The organism is Acidimicrobiales bacterium, assembly GCA_016716005.1.
Classification (GTDB): domain Bacteria; phylum Actinomycetota; class Acidimicrobiia; order Acidimicrobiales; family JADJXE01; genus JADJXE01.
This window is the reverse complement of sequence record JADJXE010000001.1, coordinates 1,252,022-1,271,073: the sequence shown is the minus strand read 5'-3', so window position 1 is coordinate 1,271,073 and position 19,052 is coordinate 1,252,022. Positions and strand designations below refer to the sequence as shown.

19 protein-coding genes are annotated in these 19,052 nt (G+C 73.6%); 13 read left to right on the top strand and 6 right to left on the bottom strand.

Annotated features, from left to right (window positions below; genetic code table 11):
- Positions 1-313 precede the first annotated feature (313 nt).
- A complete protein-coding gene (locus tag IPM45_06190; protein ID MBK9179157.1) occupies positions 314-1,351 on the top strand; it encodes an LLM class F420-dependent oxidoreductase in 1,038 nt (345 codons plus the stop codon).
- A 30-nt stretch (positions 1,352-1,381) separates the two neighbouring features.
- Here the strand turns inward: IPM45_06190 and IPM45_06185 are convergent, their stop codons facing one another.
- Entirely contained in the window at positions 1,382-1,819 is a 438-nt protein-coding gene (locus IPM45_06185) for an META domain-containing protein (GenBank protein MBK9179156.1), read from the bottom strand.
- A gap of 43 nt (positions 1,820-1,862) precedes the next feature.
- Entirely contained in the window at positions 1,863-3,338 is a 1,476-nt protein-coding gene (locus IPM45_06180) for a sulfatase-like hydrolase/transferase (protein MBK9179155.1), read from the bottom strand.
- A gap of 186 nt (positions 3,339-3,524) precedes the next feature.
- Between IPM45_06180 and IPM45_06175 the strand changes: the two genes are divergently transcribed.
- Both IPM45_06175 and IPM45_06170 read left to right on the top strand, forming a co-directional pair.
- Positions 3,525-4,214, top strand: coding sequence for a response regulator transcription factor (locus IPM45_06175; GenBank protein ID MBK9179154.1), 690 nt, complete (start codon positions 3,525-3,527; stop codon positions 4,212-4,214).
- Positions 4,211-5,569, top strand: coding sequence for a HAMP domain-containing histidine kinase (locus tag IPM45_06170; protein MBK9179153.1), 1,359 nt, complete (start codon positions 4,211-4,213; stop codon positions 5,567-5,569). The genes IPM45_06175 and IPM45_06170 overlap by 4 nt, the downstream gene beginning before the upstream one ends.
- A gap of 40 nt (positions 5,570-5,609) precedes the next feature.
- Here the strand turns inward: IPM45_06170 and IPM45_06165 are convergent, their stop codons facing one another.
- Complete coding sequence (locus IPM45_06165; protein ID MBK9179152.1) at positions 5,610-7,289, bottom strand: trypsin-like peptidase domain-containing protein; 1,680 nt, start codon at positions 7,287-7,289, stop codon at positions 5,610-5,612.
- 410 nt (positions 7,290-7,699) lie between these two features.
- Here IPM45_06165 and IPM45_06160 point away from each other — a divergent pair, with 410 nt between their 5' ends.
- The 4 genes from IPM45_06160 to IPM45_06145 all read left to right on the top strand — a co-directional run bounded on the left by IPM45_06160 (position 7,700) and on the right by IPM45_06145 (position 11,349).
- On the top strand, positions 7,700-8,641 hold the full coding sequence (locus tag IPM45_06160) for a thiamine pyrophosphate-dependent dehydrogenase E1 component subunit alpha (protein ID MBK9179151.1): 942 nt from the start codon (positions 7,700-7,702) through the stop codon (positions 8,639-8,641).
- Positions 8,638-9,651: an alpha-ketoacid dehydrogenase subunit beta gene (locus IPM45_06155; protein ID MBK9179150.1), complete on the top strand. Its 1,014-nt coding sequence runs from the start codon at positions 8,638-8,640 to the stop codon at positions 9,649-9,651. Before IPM45_06160 ends, IPM45_06155 begins: the two co-directional genes overlap by 4 nt.
- A 79-nt stretch (positions 9,652-9,730) precedes the next feature.
- Entirely contained in the window at positions 9,731-11,116 is a 1,386-nt protein-coding gene (locus tag IPM45_06150; GenBank protein ID MBK9179149.1) for an aromatic ring-hydroxylating dioxygenase subunit alpha, read from the top strand.
- Positions 11,116-11,349, top strand: a complete 234-nt coding sequence (locus IPM45_06145; protein ID MBK9179148.1) for a biotin/lipoyl-binding protein — start codon at positions 11,116-11,118, stop codon at positions 11,347-11,349. The genes IPM45_06150 and IPM45_06145 overlap by 1 nt, the downstream gene beginning before the upstream one ends.
- Before the next feature lie 9 nt (positions 11,350-11,358).
- Here the strand turns inward: IPM45_06145 and IPM45_06140 are convergent, their stop codons facing one another.
- Entirely contained in the window at positions 11,359-12,624 is a 1,266-nt protein-coding gene (locus IPM45_06140; protein ID MBK9179147.1) for an acyl-CoA dehydrogenase family protein, read from the bottom strand.
- Between the two features lie 42 nt (positions 12,625-12,666).
- Here IPM45_06140 and IPM45_06135 point away from each other — a divergent pair, with 42 nt between their 5' ends.
- Complete coding sequence (locus IPM45_06135; protein ID MBK9179146.1) at positions 12,667-14,211, top strand: AMP-binding protein; 1,545 nt, start codon at positions 12,667-12,669, stop codon at positions 14,209-14,211.
- Positions 14,212-14,239: 28 nt separating this feature from the next.
- Positions 14,240-14,563 (top strand): (2Fe-2S)-binding protein, encoded by a 324-nt coding sequence (locus tag IPM45_06130; GenBank protein MBK9179145.1) that lies wholly within the window; start codon positions 14,240-14,242, stop codon positions 14,561-14,563.
- Positions 14,564-14,761: 198 nt separating this feature from the next.
- Here IPM45_06130 and IPM45_06125 read toward each other — a convergent pair whose 3' ends face one another.
- Positions 14,762-15,685 (bottom strand): hypothetical protein, encoded by a 924-nt coding sequence (locus tag IPM45_06125; protein MBK9179144.1) that lies wholly within the window; start codon positions 15,683-15,685, stop codon positions 14,762-14,764.
- Positions 15,686-16,089: 404 nt separating this feature from the next.
- On the opposite strand from IPM45_06125, the gene IPM45_06120 reads away from it, so the two are divergent.
- The 3 genes from IPM45_06120 (at position 16,090) to IPM45_06110 (ending at position 17,790) form a co-directional block, all read left to right on the top strand.
- Positions 16,090-16,239 (top strand): hypothetical protein, encoded by a 150-nt coding sequence (locus tag IPM45_06120; GenBank protein MBK9179143.1) that lies wholly within the window; start codon positions 16,090-16,092, stop codon positions 16,237-16,239.
- Positions 16,240-16,255: 16 nt separating this feature from the next.
- Positions 16,256-17,101, top strand: coding sequence for an enoyl-CoA hydratase (locus IPM45_06115; protein MBK9179142.1), 846 nt, complete (start codon positions 16,256-16,258; stop codon positions 17,099-17,101).
- 71 nt (positions 17,102-17,172) lie between these two features.
- On the top strand, positions 17,173-17,790 hold the full coding sequence (locus tag IPM45_06110) for a TetR/AcrR family transcriptional regulator (GenBank protein ID MBK9179141.1): 618 nt from the start codon (positions 17,173-17,175) through the stop codon (positions 17,788-17,790).
- 34 nt (positions 17,791-17,824) lie between these two features.
- Here IPM45_06110 and IPM45_06105 read toward each other — a convergent pair whose 3' ends face one another.
- A complete protein-coding gene (locus IPM45_06105) occupies positions 17,825-18,475 on the bottom strand; it encodes a nitroreductase family protein (protein MBK9179140.1) in 651 nt (216 codons plus the stop codon).
- 45 nt (positions 18,476-18,520) lie between these two features.
- Between IPM45_06105 and IPM45_06100 the strand changes: the two genes are divergently transcribed.
- Entirely contained in the window at positions 18,521-19,048 is a 528-nt protein-coding gene (locus tag IPM45_06100; GenBank protein MBK9179139.1) for a MarR family transcriptional regulator, read from the top strand.
- The last annotated feature ends 4 nt before the right edge of the window (positions 19,049-19,052 follow it).

Here is a 19,052-nt window from a genome sequence, read left to right as displayed (position 1 = left end):
GCCGAGCCGGTGAGCCACCCGGCGCACGTGTGCTCGCCGTTCCCGGTTCTCGATCGCGCCGGTGACGCGTTCGACGTCGAGCGCGCGCGGAAGAAGGCCGCCGGCGGTCGCCGATCGCGGCGGCGACGTCCCACGGGGCAGGTACGCGATCGAGACGGGTGAGGGGAACCGCCGCCGCTGGTGAGCCGCGCGGCCGACGGCGACCCGGCCCGTGCTGCGAGCGCGGCGTGGAGCGTCGCCGTGACGAGCGCCGGCCCCAGGTGCGTAGGCTGTCGGCCCGCTGCCCCATCGGGGGGTGGGAGGGGGACGGTCGATGAAGCTCTCGATGGCGCTCAACTACTCGGGCGATCCGCGCCAGGTCGCGGCCGACGCCGGTCAGCTCGAGCGGGCCGGCGTCGACATGCTCTGGGTCGCCGAGCTCTACAGCTTCGACGCCGTGAGCATCCTCGGCTACCTCGCCGCCCACACCGAGCGGGCCGAGCTGGCCTCGGGCATCTTCCCCCTGTACTCGCGCACCCCCACGCTCACCGCCATGACCGCCGCCGGGCTCGACGCCGTGTCGGGGGGGCGGTTCGTGCTCGGTCTCGGGGCGTCGGGCCCGCAGGTGATCGAGGGCTGGCACGGCGTGCCCTACACCAAGCCCCTCACCCGCACCCGCGAGATCATCGACATCTGCCGCAAGGTGTGGCGCCGCGAGCGGGTGGAGTACGACGGCGAGGTCTACCAGCTCCCCCTCCCGCCCGGTCAGGGCACGGGTCTGGGCAAGCCGCTGAAGCTCATCAACCACCCGGTCCGCAGCGACATCCCGGTCTACGTGGCCAGCCTGGGGCGCAAGAACGTGGAGCTCACCGCCGAGATCGCCAACGGCTGGCTGCCCGTGTTCTTCCACCCCGACAAGGCCCACGACGTGTGGGGAGCCGACCTCGAGGCCGGTCTGGCCAAGCGCGACGCGAGCCTCGGCCCGCTCGAGGTGGTGGCCGGCGGCATGGTGTCGATCTGCGACGAGCACACCGCCCAGCAGCTGCGCGACGTGGCCCGGCCGATGACCGCCCTCTACGTGGGGGGCATGGGTGCCAAGGGCAAGAACTTCTACAACGACGTCTTCCGGCGCTACGGCTACGAGGAGCAGGCCGAGAAGATCCAGGACCTGTACCTCTCGGGTCAGAAGCAGGAGGCCGAGGCGCTGGTGCCCGCCGAGTTCCTGGCGGCCACGGCCATGGTGGGCGACGAGGGCTACGTCCGCGAGCGCATCGAGGCCTACCGCGCCGCGGGCGTGACGCGGCTCAGCATCACGCCCATCGGCGAGGACCGGGAGGCACTGGTGGAGAAGATCAAGGCCTGGGCCAGCTGACGGCCGGGCACCCGGCCGGCGGCCGGCGGGTCAGCCGGCCGGGTCGAACACCAGCACCGCGTCGCCGGCGGCGTTGGTGAGGGTGAGCGTGTCGTCGGCGACCTCGTAGCCCACCGCCTCGCCCAGGGCGGCGTTGAAGGCGTCCTCGACGGCCATCTGGTCGGGCGGGCAGGCCATGCGGGTGGTGGCCGCCGCGGTCAGCTCGAGCGACCCGTCGACGGCGGTGTAGCCGGCGCTGTAGGTGTTGCAGCCGTTGCTGCCGCTCATGGTGCCGTCGGCGAACGACGCCGTGGGCACCGAGGTGTCGGGCACCGCCACGTCGAGCGCGTCGGCGGCGAGCACCCACTCGGTGTCGGCGAGGGGGTCGCCGGCGTTCCCGGTCGCGTCGTCGTCGTCGCCCCCGCAGGCGACGAGGGCCACGACAGCGACCACCAGACCGGCGAGGAGCACGAAGCGGTGACGGCGCATGCCCGCAGCGTAGGTCGCGGCGGTGCGCGGTCGTGGGCGCCCGTCAGAGGCTGGTCACGTGCCGCGCCCGGCCGGCGGTGTCGGGTACCGGGGGCCAGCGGCCGATGCCGCCGTCCTGCAGGAGCATGCCCGTCATGGTCCGGTCGGTGTGCTGCGAGCGCCACAGCAGCATCTCCTGCGCCAGCGGCAGGACCACCACCGGCTCGCGCACCTCGGTGCGCCAGGTGGGGTCGGTGGCCAGGTCGAAGCACCGCCACGAGCCGTCGCCGAACTGGACGTAGGCGGCGTCCGCGGTGCGCAGCACGGCGAGGTGCTGGCGCTCGAGCAGGCGGTCCCACGGCCATGGGTGCGGGTCCCGCGGGAGCAGGACGTCGCGCCAGTCGAACTCCCAGTGCGCGGCGGTGCGCCACCACGGCGGCTCGACCCCCTGCAGGAAGGGCGTGAGCGGCAGCCCGTCGCACTGGGCGGGCACCTCGATCCCCATCGCCTCGCAGATCGTGGGGAAGACGTCGACGTTCTCGGTGAAGGCCTCGACCGTGCGCCCGAACGTGGCCGGGTGGCGGGGGTCGCGCACGATGCCGGGGACGTGGTAGCTGGGCTCGAAGAAGCCCAGCTTGCCGGTGAGGCCCTGGTCGCCCAGCTGCTCGCCGTGGTCGGACGTGACGACGATGACCGTGTCGTCCCAGTGGCGGAGCGCCCGCAGCGCCTCCCACACCCGCCCCAGCTGGTGGTCGACCTCGCTCACCATGCCGTAGTACTGGGAGCGGAGCTGCCGCAGCGCCCGCTCGTCGCGAGGGGCGGCCACCCGGTGGTCGCGCAGCACGGCCTCGTGGAACGGGTGGCGCTCGTCGGCCGGCGGCACGGGGAGCGGCACCTCGTCGGGGTTGTAGGCCCGCGCCCACCGCCCGGCCGCGGCGTACGGCGGGTGCGGGCGCAGGTAGCTGGCGTGGGCGAACCAGGGACCCTCCTGGTGCTCGAGCCACGCCAGGAGGTGGTCGGTGAGGAAGGCCGACACGCTGTGCTCGGCCGGCCGGTCGGGCTCGCCGGCGAGCGCGGCCACGCCCGAGCGCGGGACGTCGTGGCCGAGCTCGGTGAGCCACGCCCGCCACGGCTCGTGGTGCTCGGGAAGGTCGAGGGCCACGTCGAACCCGGGCAGCACGCCCTCGTAGGTGGACAGGCGTGGATCGTCGGGCCCGTCGGCCAGGCGCGGGTCGAAGCCCTGGTCGGTGTAGCCGAACAGGGTCGGCTGGTACCCGGCTCGGCGGGCGGCCCGGGCCAGGTTGTCGAAGCGGTCGTCGAGGGGCGTGCCGTTGGCCACGACCCGGTTGGTGAGCTGGTACGTGCCGGTGTACAGGCACGCCCGTCCCGGCCCGCACGGCGCCGCCTGGCTGTAGTGACGGGCCAGGCGGACGCCCGCGCCGGCCAGCGCGTCCAGGTTGGGGGTGCGCACCAGCGGGTGACCGGCGGCCGAGAGGCAGTCGCCGCGGAGCTGGTCGAGGGTGATCAGCAGGATGTTCACGCCGCAGCCGCGACCTTCCTCGGATCGGTCGACCCTCCGGATCGGTCGACGGTGCCGTGCCCGGCACGCTACCGGCGCACGCGGCCCTGTCCGGCATCGCGCCGAAGCCCTGCCCGGGGCCGCCACCCACGGGTCGGTCGCGGCCCGTCTTACCCCCCTCTCACGCGCGTGGCGCAGGATGGGGGCGTGCGAAGCCGGGTGCTGGTGGCCGACGACGACCGCGCCATCCGTGACGCCCTCGCCCGCGCCCTGGAGCTCGAGGGCTATGAGGTGGCGGTGGCGCCCGACGGCGCGGCCGCGCTCAGCGCGGTGCGCGACCGACGGCCCGACGTGCTGGTGCTCGACGTGATGATGCCGGGCGTGGACGGGCTCACCGTGTGCCGGGTGCTGCGGGCCGAGCGCGACCGGATCCCGATCCTCATGCTCACGGCCCGCACCGAGACGTCGGACCGGGTCGCCGGGCTCGACGCCGGGGCGGACGACTACCTGCCCAAGCCGTTCGAGCTCGACGAGCTGCTCGCCCGGCTGCGGGCCCTGCTGCGGCGTGCCCGACCGGACGGCGACGCCGACGCGGCCGAGGTGCTGGCGGTGGGGGACCTCCGTGTGGATCCCGCCGCTCGTCGGGCCTGGAGGGGCGACCGCGAGCTGGAGCTGTCGAAGACCGAGTTCGACCTCCTCGAGCTGCTGGTGCGGAACGCGGGCATCGTGCTCGACCACACCACCATCTACGAGCGGATCTGGGGCTACGACTTCGGTCCCGACTCCAAGAACCTGGCCGTGTACATCAGCTACCTGCGCCGCAAGGTCGAGCCGGACGGCGAGCCGAAGCTGATCCACACCGTCCGCGGGGTCGGCTACACCGTGCGGGCGTCGTGAGCCTCCGGGTCAAGCTGGCGCTGGCGCTGGCGGTGCTGGCCGCGGCGGCCACCGTGGCCATCGGGGTGTGGAGCTACGTCGGCACCACCGACCGGCTGCGGTCCGAGGTCGACCGCTCGCTCGACGACGCCGCCCGGGGCATCGTCGAGCGGTCCCGCCGCGAGGGCCTGGTGCTCGCGCCGCCGCGCCGCGGACCCGACGAGGGCTCGCTCGACTACCGGCCGGCCAGCTTCGAGCAGATCCTCGTGCAGGTCATCGATGGCGGCGGCGCGGTGGTGGTGGCGCCGGAGGGCCTCGAGCTGCCCGTCGCCGACGTCGACGTCGCCGTGACGTCGGCGCGAGACCCGTCGCCGTGGGTGCGCCGCGACGTGTCGATCGACGACGAGCCGTACCGGATGCTCACCGTGCCCCTCGGTGGGGGGCAGGGGGCGGTGCAGCTGGCCCGCAGCCTGGCCGAGACCGACCGCCTGCTCGACTCGTTGCGCAACCGCACCGTCGTCGCCGTGATCCTCGTGATCGCCGCTGCGGCCGCGCTCGGGTGGCTGGTCGCCACGCAGGTCACCCGACGGCTCGTGCGGCTCACGAGCGCCGCCGAGGAGGTGGCCGCCTCGGGTCGTCTCGACGTTCCCGTGCCCGAGGGCGGCACCGACGAGGTGGGGCGCCTCGGCGCGGCCTTCGACGAGATGCTGGCGGCGCTGGCCCGCTCGCGGGACGCGCAGCAACGCCTGGTGCAGGACGCCGGGCACGAGCTGCGCACGCCGCTCACCAGCCTCCGCACCAACGTCGCCGTGCTGCGGCGCTACGACGCCCTGCCACCCGCCGAGCGGGCCCGTCTCCTCGCCGATCTCGACGGCGAGACCCGCGAGCTCGCCGCGCTGGTGGACGAGCTGGTCGAGCTGGCCACCGAGCAGCGTGGCGACGAAGCCGAGGACGACGTGGAGCTCGGCGCCCTGGTCGAGCGGGTGGCCGAACGTGCCCGCCGGCGCAGCGGCCGGACGGTGCTGGTGGACGCCGACGGCTCCGCGCTCGTCGGTCGGCCCGGGGCGTTGGAGCGCGCCGTGTCGAACCTGGTCGACAACGCCGCCAAGTTCGGGGGCGGCGACCGCGCACCGATCGAGGTGACCGTGCGGCGCGGCCGCGTGACGGTGTGCGACCGGGGGCCGGGGATCGACCCCGCCGACCTGCCCCACGTGTTCGACCGCTTCTACCGGGCGGTGCCCGCCCGGAGCCGGCCGGGGTCGGGCCTCGGGCTGGCCATCGTGCGCGACGTGGCCGAGGCGCACGGCGGCCACGTGTTCGCCGAGGCCCGCGAGGGAGGCGGCGCCTGCGTGGGCTTCGAGGTGCCCGTCCGCTGACGCCGACCCCCCCCGGTGGCGGGGCCGGGCAGTCAGGCGGTCAGGCGACCCGCTGGAAGGTCTGGAGGATGGTGTCGAGGGCCTCGAGATCGGCGTCGGTGACCACCTGGACCTCGACGACGGCCACGTACGAGCCGTCGGCGGGCGTCGCGGCCAGGACGAAGTACTGGGCCCCCGACTCGCCGCATTCGGTCCACACGTCGAACTGGCCGGTGTAGACGGGATCGGTGTAGTCCTCCCGGCCGCCGTAGGTGCACTGGCCCTCCCACGACACCGAGTCGAGCACGGCCCCCAGGTTCGTGGGGTCGAACTGGTCGGTGGCGTAGAACTTCATGCCGGGCGTGCCCCACGTCTCGACGAAGGACTGGAGGTCGGGCGCCGCCCACACCGACGGGGCCTGCACGCCGTTGACCTCCTGTGGCGCGCCGTCCACGTCGGCCCACTCCACCGGCACGCTCACCTGCAGCGCGCCCGAGTCGTCGGAGATCGTCGTGTAGTCGGTGTAGGCGCTCGGCGCGTCCTGCGTCTCGTCGTCGAACTCCTCGGCGAACGAGAACGCCAGCTCGAGCGGCGGGCCGTTCAGCTCGCCCCGGAGCACTTCCTGGGTGTCGAAGCGGAGCACCTCGACGGCCAGCGGGTCGGTGGCGCCGCGCGAGCGCAGCACGTCGCAGTAGTCGGCCATGGTGCCGTCGGTGGCCATCGGGAGGCCCTCGAGCGTCGTGATGATGTCGCCGGGCTCGATGCCCACCTCGTCGGCGGGCGAGCCCGACTTGACCGACGCCACCCAGATGCCGGAGAGCCCGGACTCGGGGTCGGCCACGGCAGAGCCGTTGACCCCGATCGACTCGAAGTCCTGCTCGGTGTCGAGCATCTCCTCGATGACCGGGCGGGCGAGCGGTGTCGGGATGGCGAACAGCTGCGCAGCGTTGACGGCCTCGGCCGCGGAGTAGTGGATGCCGACGACCTGGCCGTCCTCGGTCACCACCGGCCCGCCCGAGTTGCCGGGCTGGGCGGAGGCGTCGTGCTGGTAGGCGAAGTCGAGCGACGCCCAGCTGGTGTCGCCGTCGGCCTCGGCCTTCGAGATGATCCCCTCGACGAGCGTGTACTCGGGGTCGCCGAGGGGGAAGCCGGCGACGAAGATGCCGAGGCCGGGCTCGACGTCGCCGTCGTACCAGGACAGGAAGGGGAGATCCCCCTCGCCCGAGAGCTGGAGGACGGCGACGTCGTAGCACTCCGACGCGCCGATCACCTGGGCGTTGCGGGGCCTGTCCTCGCCCTGCACGAACACCTCGTAGGTGGCACCGCCGGTCACCACGTGGTTGTTGGTGACCACGAGGCCCGAGGGGTCGATGATGAACCCCGACCCCGCACCGGCGCTGCTGTACGTCTCACCGGTCTCCGGGTCGCGGAAGGCGCCCTGCGAGACGATCTGCACCACGGCGCCGCGCACGTCGTCGATGTTGTCGACGGCGCCCGCCGCGAGGTCGGTGGAGTCGGAGCCCGTGGTGGTGTCGGTGACCACCGTCGTGTCGGTGGTCGTCCCCTCGTCATCGCCCCGCAGGGCGAAGAAGCCGATGGCGCCACCCAGGATGGCCACGACGGCCACGATCCCGATGATCAGCGGCGCCTTCGAGCCCTTCTTGCCGCCCGGGGGCGGGGCCCCGCCCGCCGCGGCCGGCACGTAGGTGCCCGGCGGCGGGGCGCCACCCGCCGGCGGCACGGGCTGCTGGGCCGTGGGAGGAGGCGGCGGCGCGGGCTGCCCACCGGCGGGCGGGGGCGGTGGGGTGCTGGCCGCCGGCTGCGGAGCGGGCGGGGGGGGCGGCGTCGGCTGGGCCGCAGGCGGGGGGGGCGGTGTGGCTCCCGAACCGGCTTCCGGCTGGGTCGGGTCGTCGGTGGCGCTCATGGGTGGACCTCCCGGCTCCCCGCTCGGGCGGGGTGGCGTGCGACCGGGCCACTGTAGAGCGGCGTCCCGGCCCCGTGGGCCGTTCGGCCGGGCGGGCTCGTGCGCCGCGGCGGCGCCGGCTGCTAGGAAACTGACCGGCTGATAGGTGCACGGGCGCCGACGCCGGCTCGGCACGAACGGGGGGGACCGTGAGCGACGCATTTCCCGACCGCGACACGCTGCTGCGGATGTTCGAGATCCAGAGCACGATCAAGCAGTGCGACGAGCGGTTCCGCACCATGCTGATGAGTGGCCAGATCTCGCTCATCTACTACTCGCCCCGTGGCCAGGAGGTGATCCCCGCCGCCGTCGTGCCGCACCTGCGCGCCGACGACCATCTCGTCACCACGTACCGGGGGCTCCACGACCACCTGGCCAAGGGGGTGCCGCTGCGTGACCTGTGGGCCGAGTTCCTCGGCCGGTCCACCGGCACCTGCAAGGGCAAGGGCGGGCCCATGCACATCACCCACCCGGCCTCGGGGGTGATGGTCACCACCGGGATCGTCGGGGCCGGGCTCCCCATCGCCAACGGGCTGGCCCTGGCGTCGCAGCTGCGGGGCACCGACCAGGTGACCGTGGTGAGCTTCGGCGACGGCGCGTCGAACATCGGGGCATTCCACGAGGCACTCAACCTGGCCTCGGTCTGGGCGTTGCCGGTGGTGTTCGTGTGCCACAACAACCAGTACGCCGAGCACACCCCGCTGGCCGAGGGCACGAGCGTGGCGAGGATCGCCGACCGGGCCGTGTCCTACTCGATGCCGGGCGTCACCGTGGACGGCAACGACCCGATCGCCATGTGGCGGGCCGCGGGCGAGGCGGTGGCCCGGGCGAGGTCCGGCGGCGGGCCCACCCTGCTCGAGGCGGTGACGTACCGGTTCTGGGGCCACCTGCTGGGGGACGCCATGGAGTACATGCCCACAGAGGAGCGGGCCGCAGCCATGGAGGCCGACCCGGTGCCCCGCTACCGCGCCTGGCTGGTGGCCGAGGGCCACGCCTCGGAGGAGGAGCTGCTCGACATCGAGGCCCGGGCCGCGACCGCCATCGACGACGCCGTCGAGTTCGCGCTGGCGAGCCCCCCGCCCGACGCCTCCGAGCTGTTCACCGACGTGTTCGCGGAGGTGGCCCGATGACCGCGGTCGACCCGGGCGCGGCCGAGGCCGCACCCACGCTGCCGTTCGCCCTCGCCGTCAACCAGGCCCTCGACGTCGCGCTGGGCCTCGACGACTCGGTGTTCCTCCTCGGGGAGGACATCGCCGAGCCCAGCGGTGGCGTCTACAAGGTGACGAACGGCCTGTCGGAGAAGTACGGCACCCACCGGGTCCGCAAGACGCCGATCTCGGAGCAGGCGATCGTGGGCGCCGCCACCGGCGCCGCCATCGCGGGCATGCGCCCCGTGGCCGAGATCATGATCATGGACTTCCTGGCGGTGTGCCTCGACCAGCTGGCCAACCACGCGGCCAAGATCCGCTACATGTCCGGCGGCCAGACCACGGTGCCGCTGGTCATCCGCACGTCGGCGGGCGCAGGCATGCAGTTCGGCGCCCAGCACTCGGAGCTGCTCGAGGCCTGGCTCGTCCACACGCCGGGGATGAAGGTGGTGGTGCCCAGCACCCCGGCCGATGCCAAGGGCCTGCTCCTGTCGGCGATCTTCGACGACGACCCGGTGCTCTTCGTCGAGCAGATGCTGCTGTACTACGCGGTGACCGGACCGGTGCCGCCGGGCGACCACCGGGTGCCGCTGGGGGTGGCCGCGGTGCGGCGCGAGGGCGATGACGTCACCCTGGTGTCGTACGGCCGCCAGGTGGCCGACTGCCTGGCCGTCGCCGATCGGCTGGCCGGCGAGGGCGTCAGCTGCGAGGTCGTCGACCTCCGCAGCCTGGTGCCGCTGGACGAGGCCACGATGCTGGGCTCGGTCGCCAAGACCACGCGGGCGGTGGTGGTGCACGAGGCCGTCACCCGGGCGGGGTTCGGCGCCGAGCTCTCGAGCCGGATCCACGAGGAGCTGTTCGCCGACCTGGCCGCCCCGGTGCAGCGGGTGGGCGGGATGAACACGCCCGTGCCCTACGCCCGCCAGCTCGAGCAAGCCTTCCTGCCCACCCAGGACCGCATCGCCGCCGCGGTGCTCCGGGCCGTGGGGTGACGGTCGGCCGGCACTAATTGACCGGCGGGTCAGATACTGGTTGCATCGCGCGACCGGACGCGCAGGGGGGATCCGTCGCATGGCCGTCACGACCGACACGCAGGACCAGCCGTACTCCTTCGAGGTGCCCCGCGGGGCGGTGCCCCCGGCGGAGGTGGAGATGACGGTCGAGCAGACGCGCATCCCCACGTTCCGGTACACCTCGCCCGAGTTCCACCGGCGCGAGATCGAGAAGATGTGGCTGAACGTCTGGCAGATGGCGTGCCGCCACGACGATCTGCCCGCCGCCGGCGACTACGTGCGGTACGACGTCGCCGACCAGTCGTTCCTGATCGTCCGCCAGGCGGACGGCGGGTTGAAGGCGTTCCACAACGTGTGCCGCCACCGGGGCAACGTGCTGCGCCGCGACGAGTGCGGATCGGCCGGCGAGTTCCGCTGCCCCTACCACCTGTGGGCGTGGAACACCGACGGGACCCTGAAGGACATCCCCGATCGGCACCTGTTCATCGGCATCGACGACGAGGACTACGGGCTGCCGGAGGTGGCCGTCGACACCTGGGGTGGCTTCGTGTTCGTGCACCCCGACCCAGTCGCGGCCGCGGCCGAGCCGCTGCTCGAGTTCCTGTCGCCCGTGCCCGAGCACCTCGACCCGTACCACTTCGACGAGATGATCCCGTCGGGCATCAACGTGTCGATGCCCGTGTCAGCCAACTGGAAGGTGGTCGTCGAGGCGTTCCTCGAGGTGTACCACACCATGGGGATCCACCCGCAGCTGCTACCGATGCTCGACGACATCCACACGTACTACGAGACGCTCGCCAAGCACAGCCGCATGATCGTGCCCTTCGCGGTCGCCAGCCCCCGCCTGGGCCACGTCGACGAGCTCGAGGTGCTGGAGGCGTACCTGGCCTCGTTCGGCCAGTCGGTTCGCCGCGAGAAGGGCACCAGCCGGGTGGAGGGCGCCGGGGGTCTGCTGGCCCTGTTCGTCGACGAGGGTGGCGAGCTCCGCCTGCCCGACGCCACCAAGACGACGCGGCAGACCTTCGTCGAGCTCTTCCGCGGCTACGGCGAGAGCCAGGGCTTCGACTACTCCGGGCTCCACGACGACCAGATGGTCGACGACTGGCACTACACGATCTTCCCGAACCTCGTGTTCAACATCCACGCCGGCAACTTCCTGTTCTTCCGGATCCTCCCCGACTGGCAGGACCCGGACACGAGCTGGTTCCACGTGGCCACCTACCGCTGGGTGCCCGAGGACCAGCGGGCCGCCATGCGCACCCCGCACCGCGTGATCGGCGAGCGCGAGGAGAGCCTCGGGCTGGTGCTCGACCAGGACATGGAGAACCTGCCAGGCGTCCAGAGGGGCCTGCACTCGAAGGGCCTCGACTCGATCACCGTGTCCCGCCAGGAGATCCGCATCACCCACCTGCACGAGGTGCTCGACACCTACCTCGACGCCTGATGGCGGTCCCCATCAACATCCCCAAGCTCGGCGTGTCGATGACCGAGGGCACGTTGGTCGAGTGGATGGTGGTCGACGGCCAGCAGGTGCAGGCCGGCCAGGCGCTCTACCGGCTCGAGACCGACAAGGTCGAGAACGACATCGAGGCGCCGGCGTCGGGTGTGGTCCACCTCACCGGCGTGGCGGGCGAGACGTACGAGGTCGGCACCCAGATCGGCGAGATCGAGACCTGACCGCGGCCGTCAGCCCGCCCTGCGGCTCGCCGCGAACGGCGCGCCCTTGTCGACCTGCGGCTCCTTCGGGAGCCCCAGGACGCGCTCGCCGATGATCGAGCGTTGGATCTCGTCGGAGCCCCCGGCGATGCGGTAGCCGGGCGCCCCGAGCACCTGCTCGGCCCACGCGTACGTGCCCCACTCGCCGGTGTCGGCCACCAGCCGGGGACCGAGCACCAACGACACCACGTCGGACGTGCGGCGCATGCCCTCGGTCCACAGCAGCTTGCCGAGCGAGCCCTCGGGCCCGGGCGTCTGGCCGGCCCGCAGGGCCGCCGCCGCCCGGCGGGTCGTGAGCTGCATCAGCCGCTGGCGCGCGTAGAGCCCGGCGAGGGCCTGGCGCACCACGGGCTCGTCGGTCCGGCCGAGGTGGCGGGCGAGGGCGAGGACCCGGGTGAAGCCGCCGCCCGCGGGGCCGCCACCGCCGGAGTGGTCGCGCTCGAACCCGAGCGTGGTGAGGCCGACGCGCCATCCCTCGCCCTCGGCACCGAGCCGGAGCTCGTCGGCGATCCGCACGTCGGTGAGGAACACCTCGTTGAAGTTCGAGCCGCCGGTCATCTGGCGGATCGGGCGGACCTCGACGCCGGGTGCGCCGAGGGGGACGAGGAAGGCGGTGATGCCCGTGTGCTTCGGGAGCGACGGGTCGCTGCGGCAGAGGGCCTCGCCCCACTGGGCGAAGCGGGCTCCCGACGTCCACACCTTCTGCCCGTTCAGCACCCACTGGTCGCCGTCGCGCTCGGCCCGGCATGCGAGCGAGGCCAGGTCGGAGCCGGCGCCCGGCTCGGAGAACAGCTGGCAGGCGAGGATCTCGGCGCGCAGCATCGGGCGGAGGAACCGGTCTCGCTGCTGGGGCGTGCCGAAGGCGGCGATGGTGGGCGCGACCAGGCCCATCGACGTGGGGAACAGCTCGCCCGGGTTCGGCGTGACGAAGCGGGCCTCCTCCTGGTTGAACGCCCGCAGGTACGACACGGGCAGGCCCCGGCCGCCGTGCTCCACCGGCCAGGAGATGGCGCCGAAGCCGGCGTCGTACTTGGCCTGCTGCCAGGCCCGCGCCGCCTCGATGCGGGCCCGCTCCTCTTCCTCGCCGAGGTTCAGGAACACGGCCACGTCGTCGTCGCCGACTCCCCACCCCACCTCGTCGTCGGCCGTCGTCACCTCGGGCTTGCGCTCGGCGTTGGCGTCGAGCCAGGCGCGGGCCTCGGCCCGGAACGTGTCGAGGTCGGGGGGCGGCGGCATGGACCTAGGATATTCACCGGTCAGTTAGGGGGGACGGGGAGCATGGCACTGGTCGCGGGCCGCCTGGCCGTGGAGCGGCCCGACGAGACGGCGCTGCGCGACGAGCGGGGCGGCTGGGGCTGGGCAGACGTCGACCTCGCCCTCGACCGGGTCGCCGCCGGGCTGCGCGCCGCCGACCTGGGGCCCGATCGCCGGGTCGCGGTGTACGCCGAGAACGCGGCCGAGACGGTGCTCGCCCATCTGGGTGGGCTGCTGGCCGGCTGCTCGACGGTGCCCGTGAACTTCCACCTCACGGCCGACGAGGTGGCGTACATCCTCGACGACTCGGGCACCCGGGTGCTGTTCGTCGGGCCGGAGACCGCCTCGGTGGGGCTGGCCGCCGCGGCGAGGGCGGGCGTGGCCACCGTGATCGGGTGGCGGTTGCCCCCGACCGAGGGGGTGACCCCGTGGGCGCGCTGGCTCGAGACCGCCCCTCCCGGCGGGGTGCCGCCCGACGTCGTGCCCCGCCCGCACCTGCTGTACACCAGCGGCACGACCGGGCGGCCCAAGGGGACCGAGCTGCCCCCCACCATGTTCGCAGGCGGGGCCACCGTGGCCGAGCACGTGGCCAACCTGGCCCAGAACGCCTTCGCCCGCTTCGGGACGCACCTGGTCGTGGGGCCGATGTACCACACCGGCCCCCTGTCGGGCTTCCGGCTGCTGGCCGCGGGGATCCCCGTGGTGGTGCTGGGGCGCTTCGACGCCGAGGCGACGCTGCGCGCCATCGAGGAGCACCGGGTCGAGACGACGGTGATGGTGCCCACCCACTTCGTGCGGCTGCTGGCCCTCCCCGACGAGGTCCGGCAGCGCTACGACGTCTCGAGCCTGCGCCTGGTCGCCCACACCGGCTCGGCCTGCCCGGTCGACGTGAAGCGCCGCATGATCGAGTGGTGGGGACCGGTGCTCTTCGAGGCCTACGGCGCCACCGAGGTGGGCACCACCTGCTCGATCACCAGCCCGGAGTGGCTCGAGCACCCCGGATCGGTCGGCCGGCCGAGCCCACCGTTCGAGGTGCTCGTGATCGACGACGACGGCAACCAGGTGCCGGCCGGCACCGAGGGGCGGCTGTTCTTCGAGGACACCACCGGCCGTGGCGTCGTGTACCACAACGACCCCGATCGGTCGGAGGCCGCGCACCTCCGCCCCGGCGTGTTCACCCTCGGCGAGATCGGCTACGTCGACGACGACGGCTACGTGTTCATCACCGATCGCTTCAGCGACATGATCGTGTCGGGTGGCGTGAACATCTATCCGGCCGAGGCCGAGCAGGTGCTGATCACCCACCCCGGCGTGGTCGACGTGGCCGTGATCGGCGTGCCCCACCCGGAGATGGGCGAGGAGGCCAAGGCCCTCGTCGTCGCAGCCGACCCGGCCTCGCCGCCGGCGCCCGACGAGCTGATCGCGTGGTGCCGGGAGCGCCTGGCCCACTACAAGTGCCCGCGGTCGGTCGACCTGGTCGACAGCCTCCACCGCACCACGATGGGCAAGCTGAGCAAGCGCACGCTCCGTGCTCCGTACTGGGGCTCGGACCGCACGATCGGTGGCTGACCCGGAGGCGGCGGCGCCGGACCCGGTGGTGCACCTCGAGCCGCTCGGGGTCGACATCCCGGTGCCCCGCGCGCTGTCCCTGATGGAGGCGGCCGAGGCCGCGGGCTGGCGCTGGCCCACGGTGTGCCAGGGGACGGCCATCTGCACGCGCTGCTGGATCGAGGTGGATCCGGCCGACGCCGACGCCCTCTCGCCCATGCGGCCCGACGAGCGCGAGGCCCTCGACCGGGTCCGCTGGCGGGGCGACCCGGTGGCCGGTGAGCGCCTCGCCTGTCAGGTGCACGTGCGCCGTGACGTGACGGTGTTCAAGCGCTTCGTCACCCGGCGCGCCGACACCGACACCGACACCTGATCCGGGGAGGGAAGGGGGAGGCGGGAGGGGGTTCGCGGGGTCGCTGGGCACCCGTGCGCCGGGCCCCCACCGTCTTGGCCGCGCCGGGTCCGACCGTCTTCATCGCGCCGACGACGGATGAGGCGTCGTGAGCGCGAGGCGCGGGTGGGCCACGGGGTCTGGCGCGCGCTGGCGACGGGTGAGACGGCGATGGCGCGATCAGGCGCCCCGCCGGGTGCGCGCCGCGACGGCGCGCCAGAGCTCGGCGATCACCTCGTCGGGCTCCAGGTGGATGCGGTGCCAGGTGAACTCGAGCACGAGCCAGTCGTGCAGGTTCAGCAGGTTGCGGCGGGCGGGATCGACCTCGAAGGCCCGGCCGCCCTGGTGGAACCTGCGGCCCAGCACCTCGAGGGCGATCCGCCAGCCTGGGTAGGAGAAGTCCAGCCGCAGCCGGCGGCCACCCAGGACCACCTCGTGCTGGCGGACGGGCTCAGGGAGCCCCGCCCGCCGCAGCAGCTGCAGGAACCGGGTCTCGAGCTCGCTCTCGGTCGGTGGGGCGCCCGGCCCTCGGAGGCCCAGGACCCGTCGGAGCCGGGCGACGCCGGGGCGACCCCGGGCGTCGGCGGTGGCCGCCGCGGTGAGCTCGTCGATCGTGACGGCGTCGTCGCAGAGGGCCCGCTCCACGGCCCGCTCGAGCTGCGCGGTCGTCACCACGCGGCCGAGGTCGGTGAGGGTTCGCAGGACCGTGGTGGTGGGCATCCCGGCCACGGTGGTCACGTGCTCGGGGGGTAGGTGCGCGGTGCGATGACCGAGACCGAGGGGCGATCGGTAGGAGCGGCCGGGGGGGACCAGGACCTCCGGCCGGGACGTGACCCGGTCGAGCAGGCCGTGGAGCGCCGCCGCCGTGCGGTGCGACGCCACGCCCCCCGAGGCCAGGACGGCGGCCATGGCCGGCTGCTCGGGAGGGGCCGGCGTGCCGGCCCGCCGGTAGACGAGGAGGTCGATCTCGTTCCACGATCGCTCGGCCAGGCGGTAGGTGACCATCCTCGAGGTGAAGCCGACCGAGAGGGCCTGCTCCCGGTGGAACAGGCCGTGCTGGGAGGCGGACAGGTCGGCGAGTGCCCGCTCGAGCGCGGCGGTCACGGATCGGAGCCTGCCGGAGCCAGGCGCGGCGCGCCACCGAGTTCGGTCCACATCGCGCCGGGCGCTGGTGGGGTGTCGTGGGCGCGATGGAGACGGGTGGGGGGTGGTCCGGGTCGCGCCGGGCGCTGGTGGGGTGTCGTGGGCGCGATGGAGGCGGGTGGGGGGTGGTCCGGGTCGCGCCGGGCGCTGGTGGGGCGTCGTGGGCGCGATGGAGGCGGGTGGGGGGGTGGTCCACATCGCGCCGGGCGCTGGTGGCGTGTCGTGGGCGCGATGGAGACGGGTGGGGGGTGGTCCGGGTCGCGCCGGGCGCTGGTGGGGTGTGGGTCGCGACCCTCGACACCCGGGGCGGGCACTGATAGATACTGACGGATCGAGTACCGACCGCGCGGAGGGGGGTCCCGGCGGTGAGCGATCACTCCACGGTGGGCGCTGCCGCGCCGCAACGCCAGCTCCCCTCCGACGCGGTCCTCCGGGCCGAGCAGTCGATGGTGCTGCGAGGATCGTGGGAGCTCCACCTGTCCGTCACCCCGAGCGAGGTCGCCGCCCGTGCCTGATCCCGAGTACCGCACGATCCGCTACGAGCTGGTCCCCACCGGCGAGGAGGGGGACGTGGTCGCCCGCGTCACCCTCGACCGCCCCGAGGCCCGCAACGCCCAGAACAAGCGGATGACCTACGAGCTCGACGACGCCTTCTCGCGGGCCGTGCGCGACCCGACGGTGAAGGTGATCGTGCTCGACGCCGACGGGCCACACTTCTGCTCCGGCCACGATCTGCGCGACACGGAGAGCAGCCGGGAGTTCCCGCCCGTGCACCCGGTCGGCCCCTACGACCGCGAGGGGGTCGAGGGCTACCTCGCCTACGAGTCCGAGGTGTACCTGGCCATGTGCTGGCGGTGGCGCAACCTGCCCAAGCCCACCATCGCCGCGGCGCAGGGCAAGACGATCGCCGGTGGGCTGATGCTGCTGTGGGTGTGCGACCTGATCGTGGCGGCCGACGACGCGCTGTTCGCCGACCCGACCGTCGCGATGGGCGTGAACGGCGTGGAGTACTTCGCCCACCCCTGGGAGCTCGGGCCCCGCAAGGCGAAGGAGCTGCTGTTCACCGGCGACTGGCTCACGGCCGACGAGGCGCACCGGTGCGGGATGGTGAACCACGTCGTGCCCCGCGACGAGCTGGCCGGCTTCACCCTCGCGCTGGCCACGCGGATCGCGTCGAAGCCCAGCTTCGCCCTGCAGGCGGCCAAGGAGTCGGTGAACCAGACGCTCGAGGCGCAGGGCCAGTACACGGCGTTCCGGGCTGCCTTCTCCTGGCAGCACCTGGCGCACGCCCACAACCGGCTGCGCTTCGGCATGATCGTCGACCCCGGTGGGGTCGGGAAGGCCGGAGCGCCCCGCAGCCCTCGGTCGAAGGCCTGACGGTGGCGGCCGCCCCGCGGCGCCTCGGGCGGCCGCCGGCGACGAGCAGCGCCGAGACGAGAGCGCGGATCGTGGCCACCGCAAGGCCGATCTTCGCCACCTTCGGCTACGACGCCACCACCAACAAGGAGGTCGCGGCGGCCGCCGGCATCACGACCGGTGCGATCTACCACTACTTCGATGCCAAGGCCGACCTGTTCGTGGCCGTCTTCGAGGAGGTGCAGGACACCGTGTTCGGCGCCTTCGAGGAGGCCGTCGCTCCGCACGAGGGCTTCCTCGACCGCTTGATCGCCATGCTCGACTGCGCGGTGCGCCTCAACACTCTCGACGCCTCCATCGCCGGCTTCCTGGTCTCGGTGCCGGCGGAGGTGCAGCGCCATCCGGAGCTGGCCACCCGGGTGGGGCCCCTCAACCGGGCCGGCCCCTTCTTCGAGTGGCTCGTGGTGGGGGCCGAGGCCCGGGGTGAGCTCGCAGAGGGCGTGGAGCCGTCGACGGTCGTCGACATGATCCTGGCGCTCACCGCCGGCCTCGCCCGCTTCGCCAACGAGGCCGGCAACCCGGAGCGCCATGCCCGCGCCACCGAGGCGATGAAGCGCCTGATCCTGGGCACCTTGGTGTCGTCGGAGCCCGGGCCGGCCCCGCCGGATGGTCGCGTCGGCCGCCGCACCCGGACCGCCGGGGCCCGCTGAGCGGGACGGCGCCACAGGGCCGTGCGGCTCGGGCTCAGCTTCGCCGCGGCCACCCGTTCCAGTAGGTGACCTCTTCGACCGGGCGCCGGGTGGCCGGCTTGAAGGTGTCGCCGACCGTGAACGCCGTGGGGATGAGGGCGACCTGGGTGACGGTGGGCGGGATGCCGAGCAGCTCGGCGGCCTCCTGCTCGTGCTCGAGGTGCAGGGTCGTCCACGCCGTGCCGAGGCCCCGTGCCCGGGCGGCCAGCATGTAGCTCCACACCGCGGGCAGGATCGAGCCGTACGAGCTGGCGGCCGCAGCCACGGACGCGTCGGGCGGGAGCCGGTCGAGCGTGCACGGGATCACCAGCACGGGCACGTCCTGGAGGTGCTCGGCCAGGTGCAGCGCCGACGCGATCACCGCGGCCGTCGACCGGTCGGTGCGCCCGACCTCCGCGACGAGGCGCTGCTGGACCTCGATGTACGGCTCGAAGGCCTTGCGGTACACGCGGGCCAGACCGGCCTTGAGGTCGGGGTCGTCCACCACGAGCCAGCGCCACCGCTGGACGTTGCCCCCGGTGGGCGCCTGGATGGCGGCACGGAGGCACTCGAGCACCAGCGGACGGGGCACCGGGCGGGTGAGGTCGAGCCGCCTGCGGACGGCGCGGGTGGTGGTGAGCAGGTGGTCGGCAGTGGCGACGTCGATGTCGGAGGCCATCGGCCGAGCGTACGGCTCGCTACCGTGCACCGCATGGCCCGCGGTGCCCCGCTGCCGTTCGACCCGATCGAGGAGGCCCGGCGGCAGTGGGGCCAGCGGTGGCACCAGGCCGACGCCATGGCTGCGGTGACGTCGGTGTTCCGCGCCCAGCAGGTGCTGCTCGCCCGCATCGATGCCGCCCTCCGGCCGCTCGGGCTCACCTTCGCCCGCTACGAGGCGCTGGTGCTGTTGCACGTGAGCCGGCGGGGCGCGCTCCCGCTGGGCAAGATGGGTCGGCGGCTGATGGTCCACCCGGCAAGCGTCACGAACGCGGTCGACCGGCTCGAGTCGCAGGGGCTGGTGCGCCGGGTCGCTCACCCCACCGACGGCCGGACGACGCTCGCCGAGATCACTCCCGCCGGCCGGCGCGTGGTCGAGCGGGCGACGGCCGCGCTCGAGGAGGTGCGCTTCGGGCTGGGGCCGCTGAGCGGCTCCGACGCCGAGCGGATCACCGACCTGCTGCGGCCGCTGCGCCGCGACGCCGGGGACTTCGTGCCCGAGCGGGCGACGTTGGACGAATAGTTTG

Coding starts and splice junctions, on each gene's coding strand:
- IPM45_06190 (MBK9179157.1), top strand. CDS start 314: ATGAAGCTCTCGATGGCGCTCAACTACTCGGGCGATCCGCGCCAGGTC.
- IPM45_06185 (MBK9179156.1), bottom strand. CDS start 1,819: ATGCGCCGTCACCGCTTCGTGCTCCTCGCCGGTCTGGTGGTCGCTGTC.
- IPM45_06160 (MBK9179151.1), top strand. CDS start 7,700: ATGTTCGAGATCCAGAGCACGATCAAGCAGTGCGACGAGCGGTTCCGC.
- IPM45_06155 (MBK9179150.1), top strand. CDS start 8,638: ATGACCGCGGTCGACCCGGGCGCGGCCGAGGCCGCACCCACGCTGCCG.
- IPM45_06150 (MBK9179149.1), top strand. CDS start 9,731: ATGGCCGTCACGACCGACACGCAGGACCAGCCGTACTCCTTCGAGGTG.
- IPM45_06145 (MBK9179148.1), top strand. CDS start 11,116: ATGGCGGTCCCCATCAACATCCCCAAGCTCGGCGTGTCGATGACCGAG.
- IPM45_06140 (MBK9179147.1), bottom strand. CDS start 12,624: ATGCCGCCGCCCCCCGACCTCGACACGTTCCGGGCCGAGGCCCGCGCC.
- IPM45_06135 (MBK9179146.1), top strand. CDS start 12,667: ATGGCACTGGTCGCGGGCCGCCTGGCCGTGGAGCGGCCCGACGAGACG.
- IPM45_06100 (MBK9179139.1), top strand. CDS start 18,521: ATGGCCCGCGGTGCCCCGCTGCCGTTCGACCCGATCGAGGAGGCCCGG.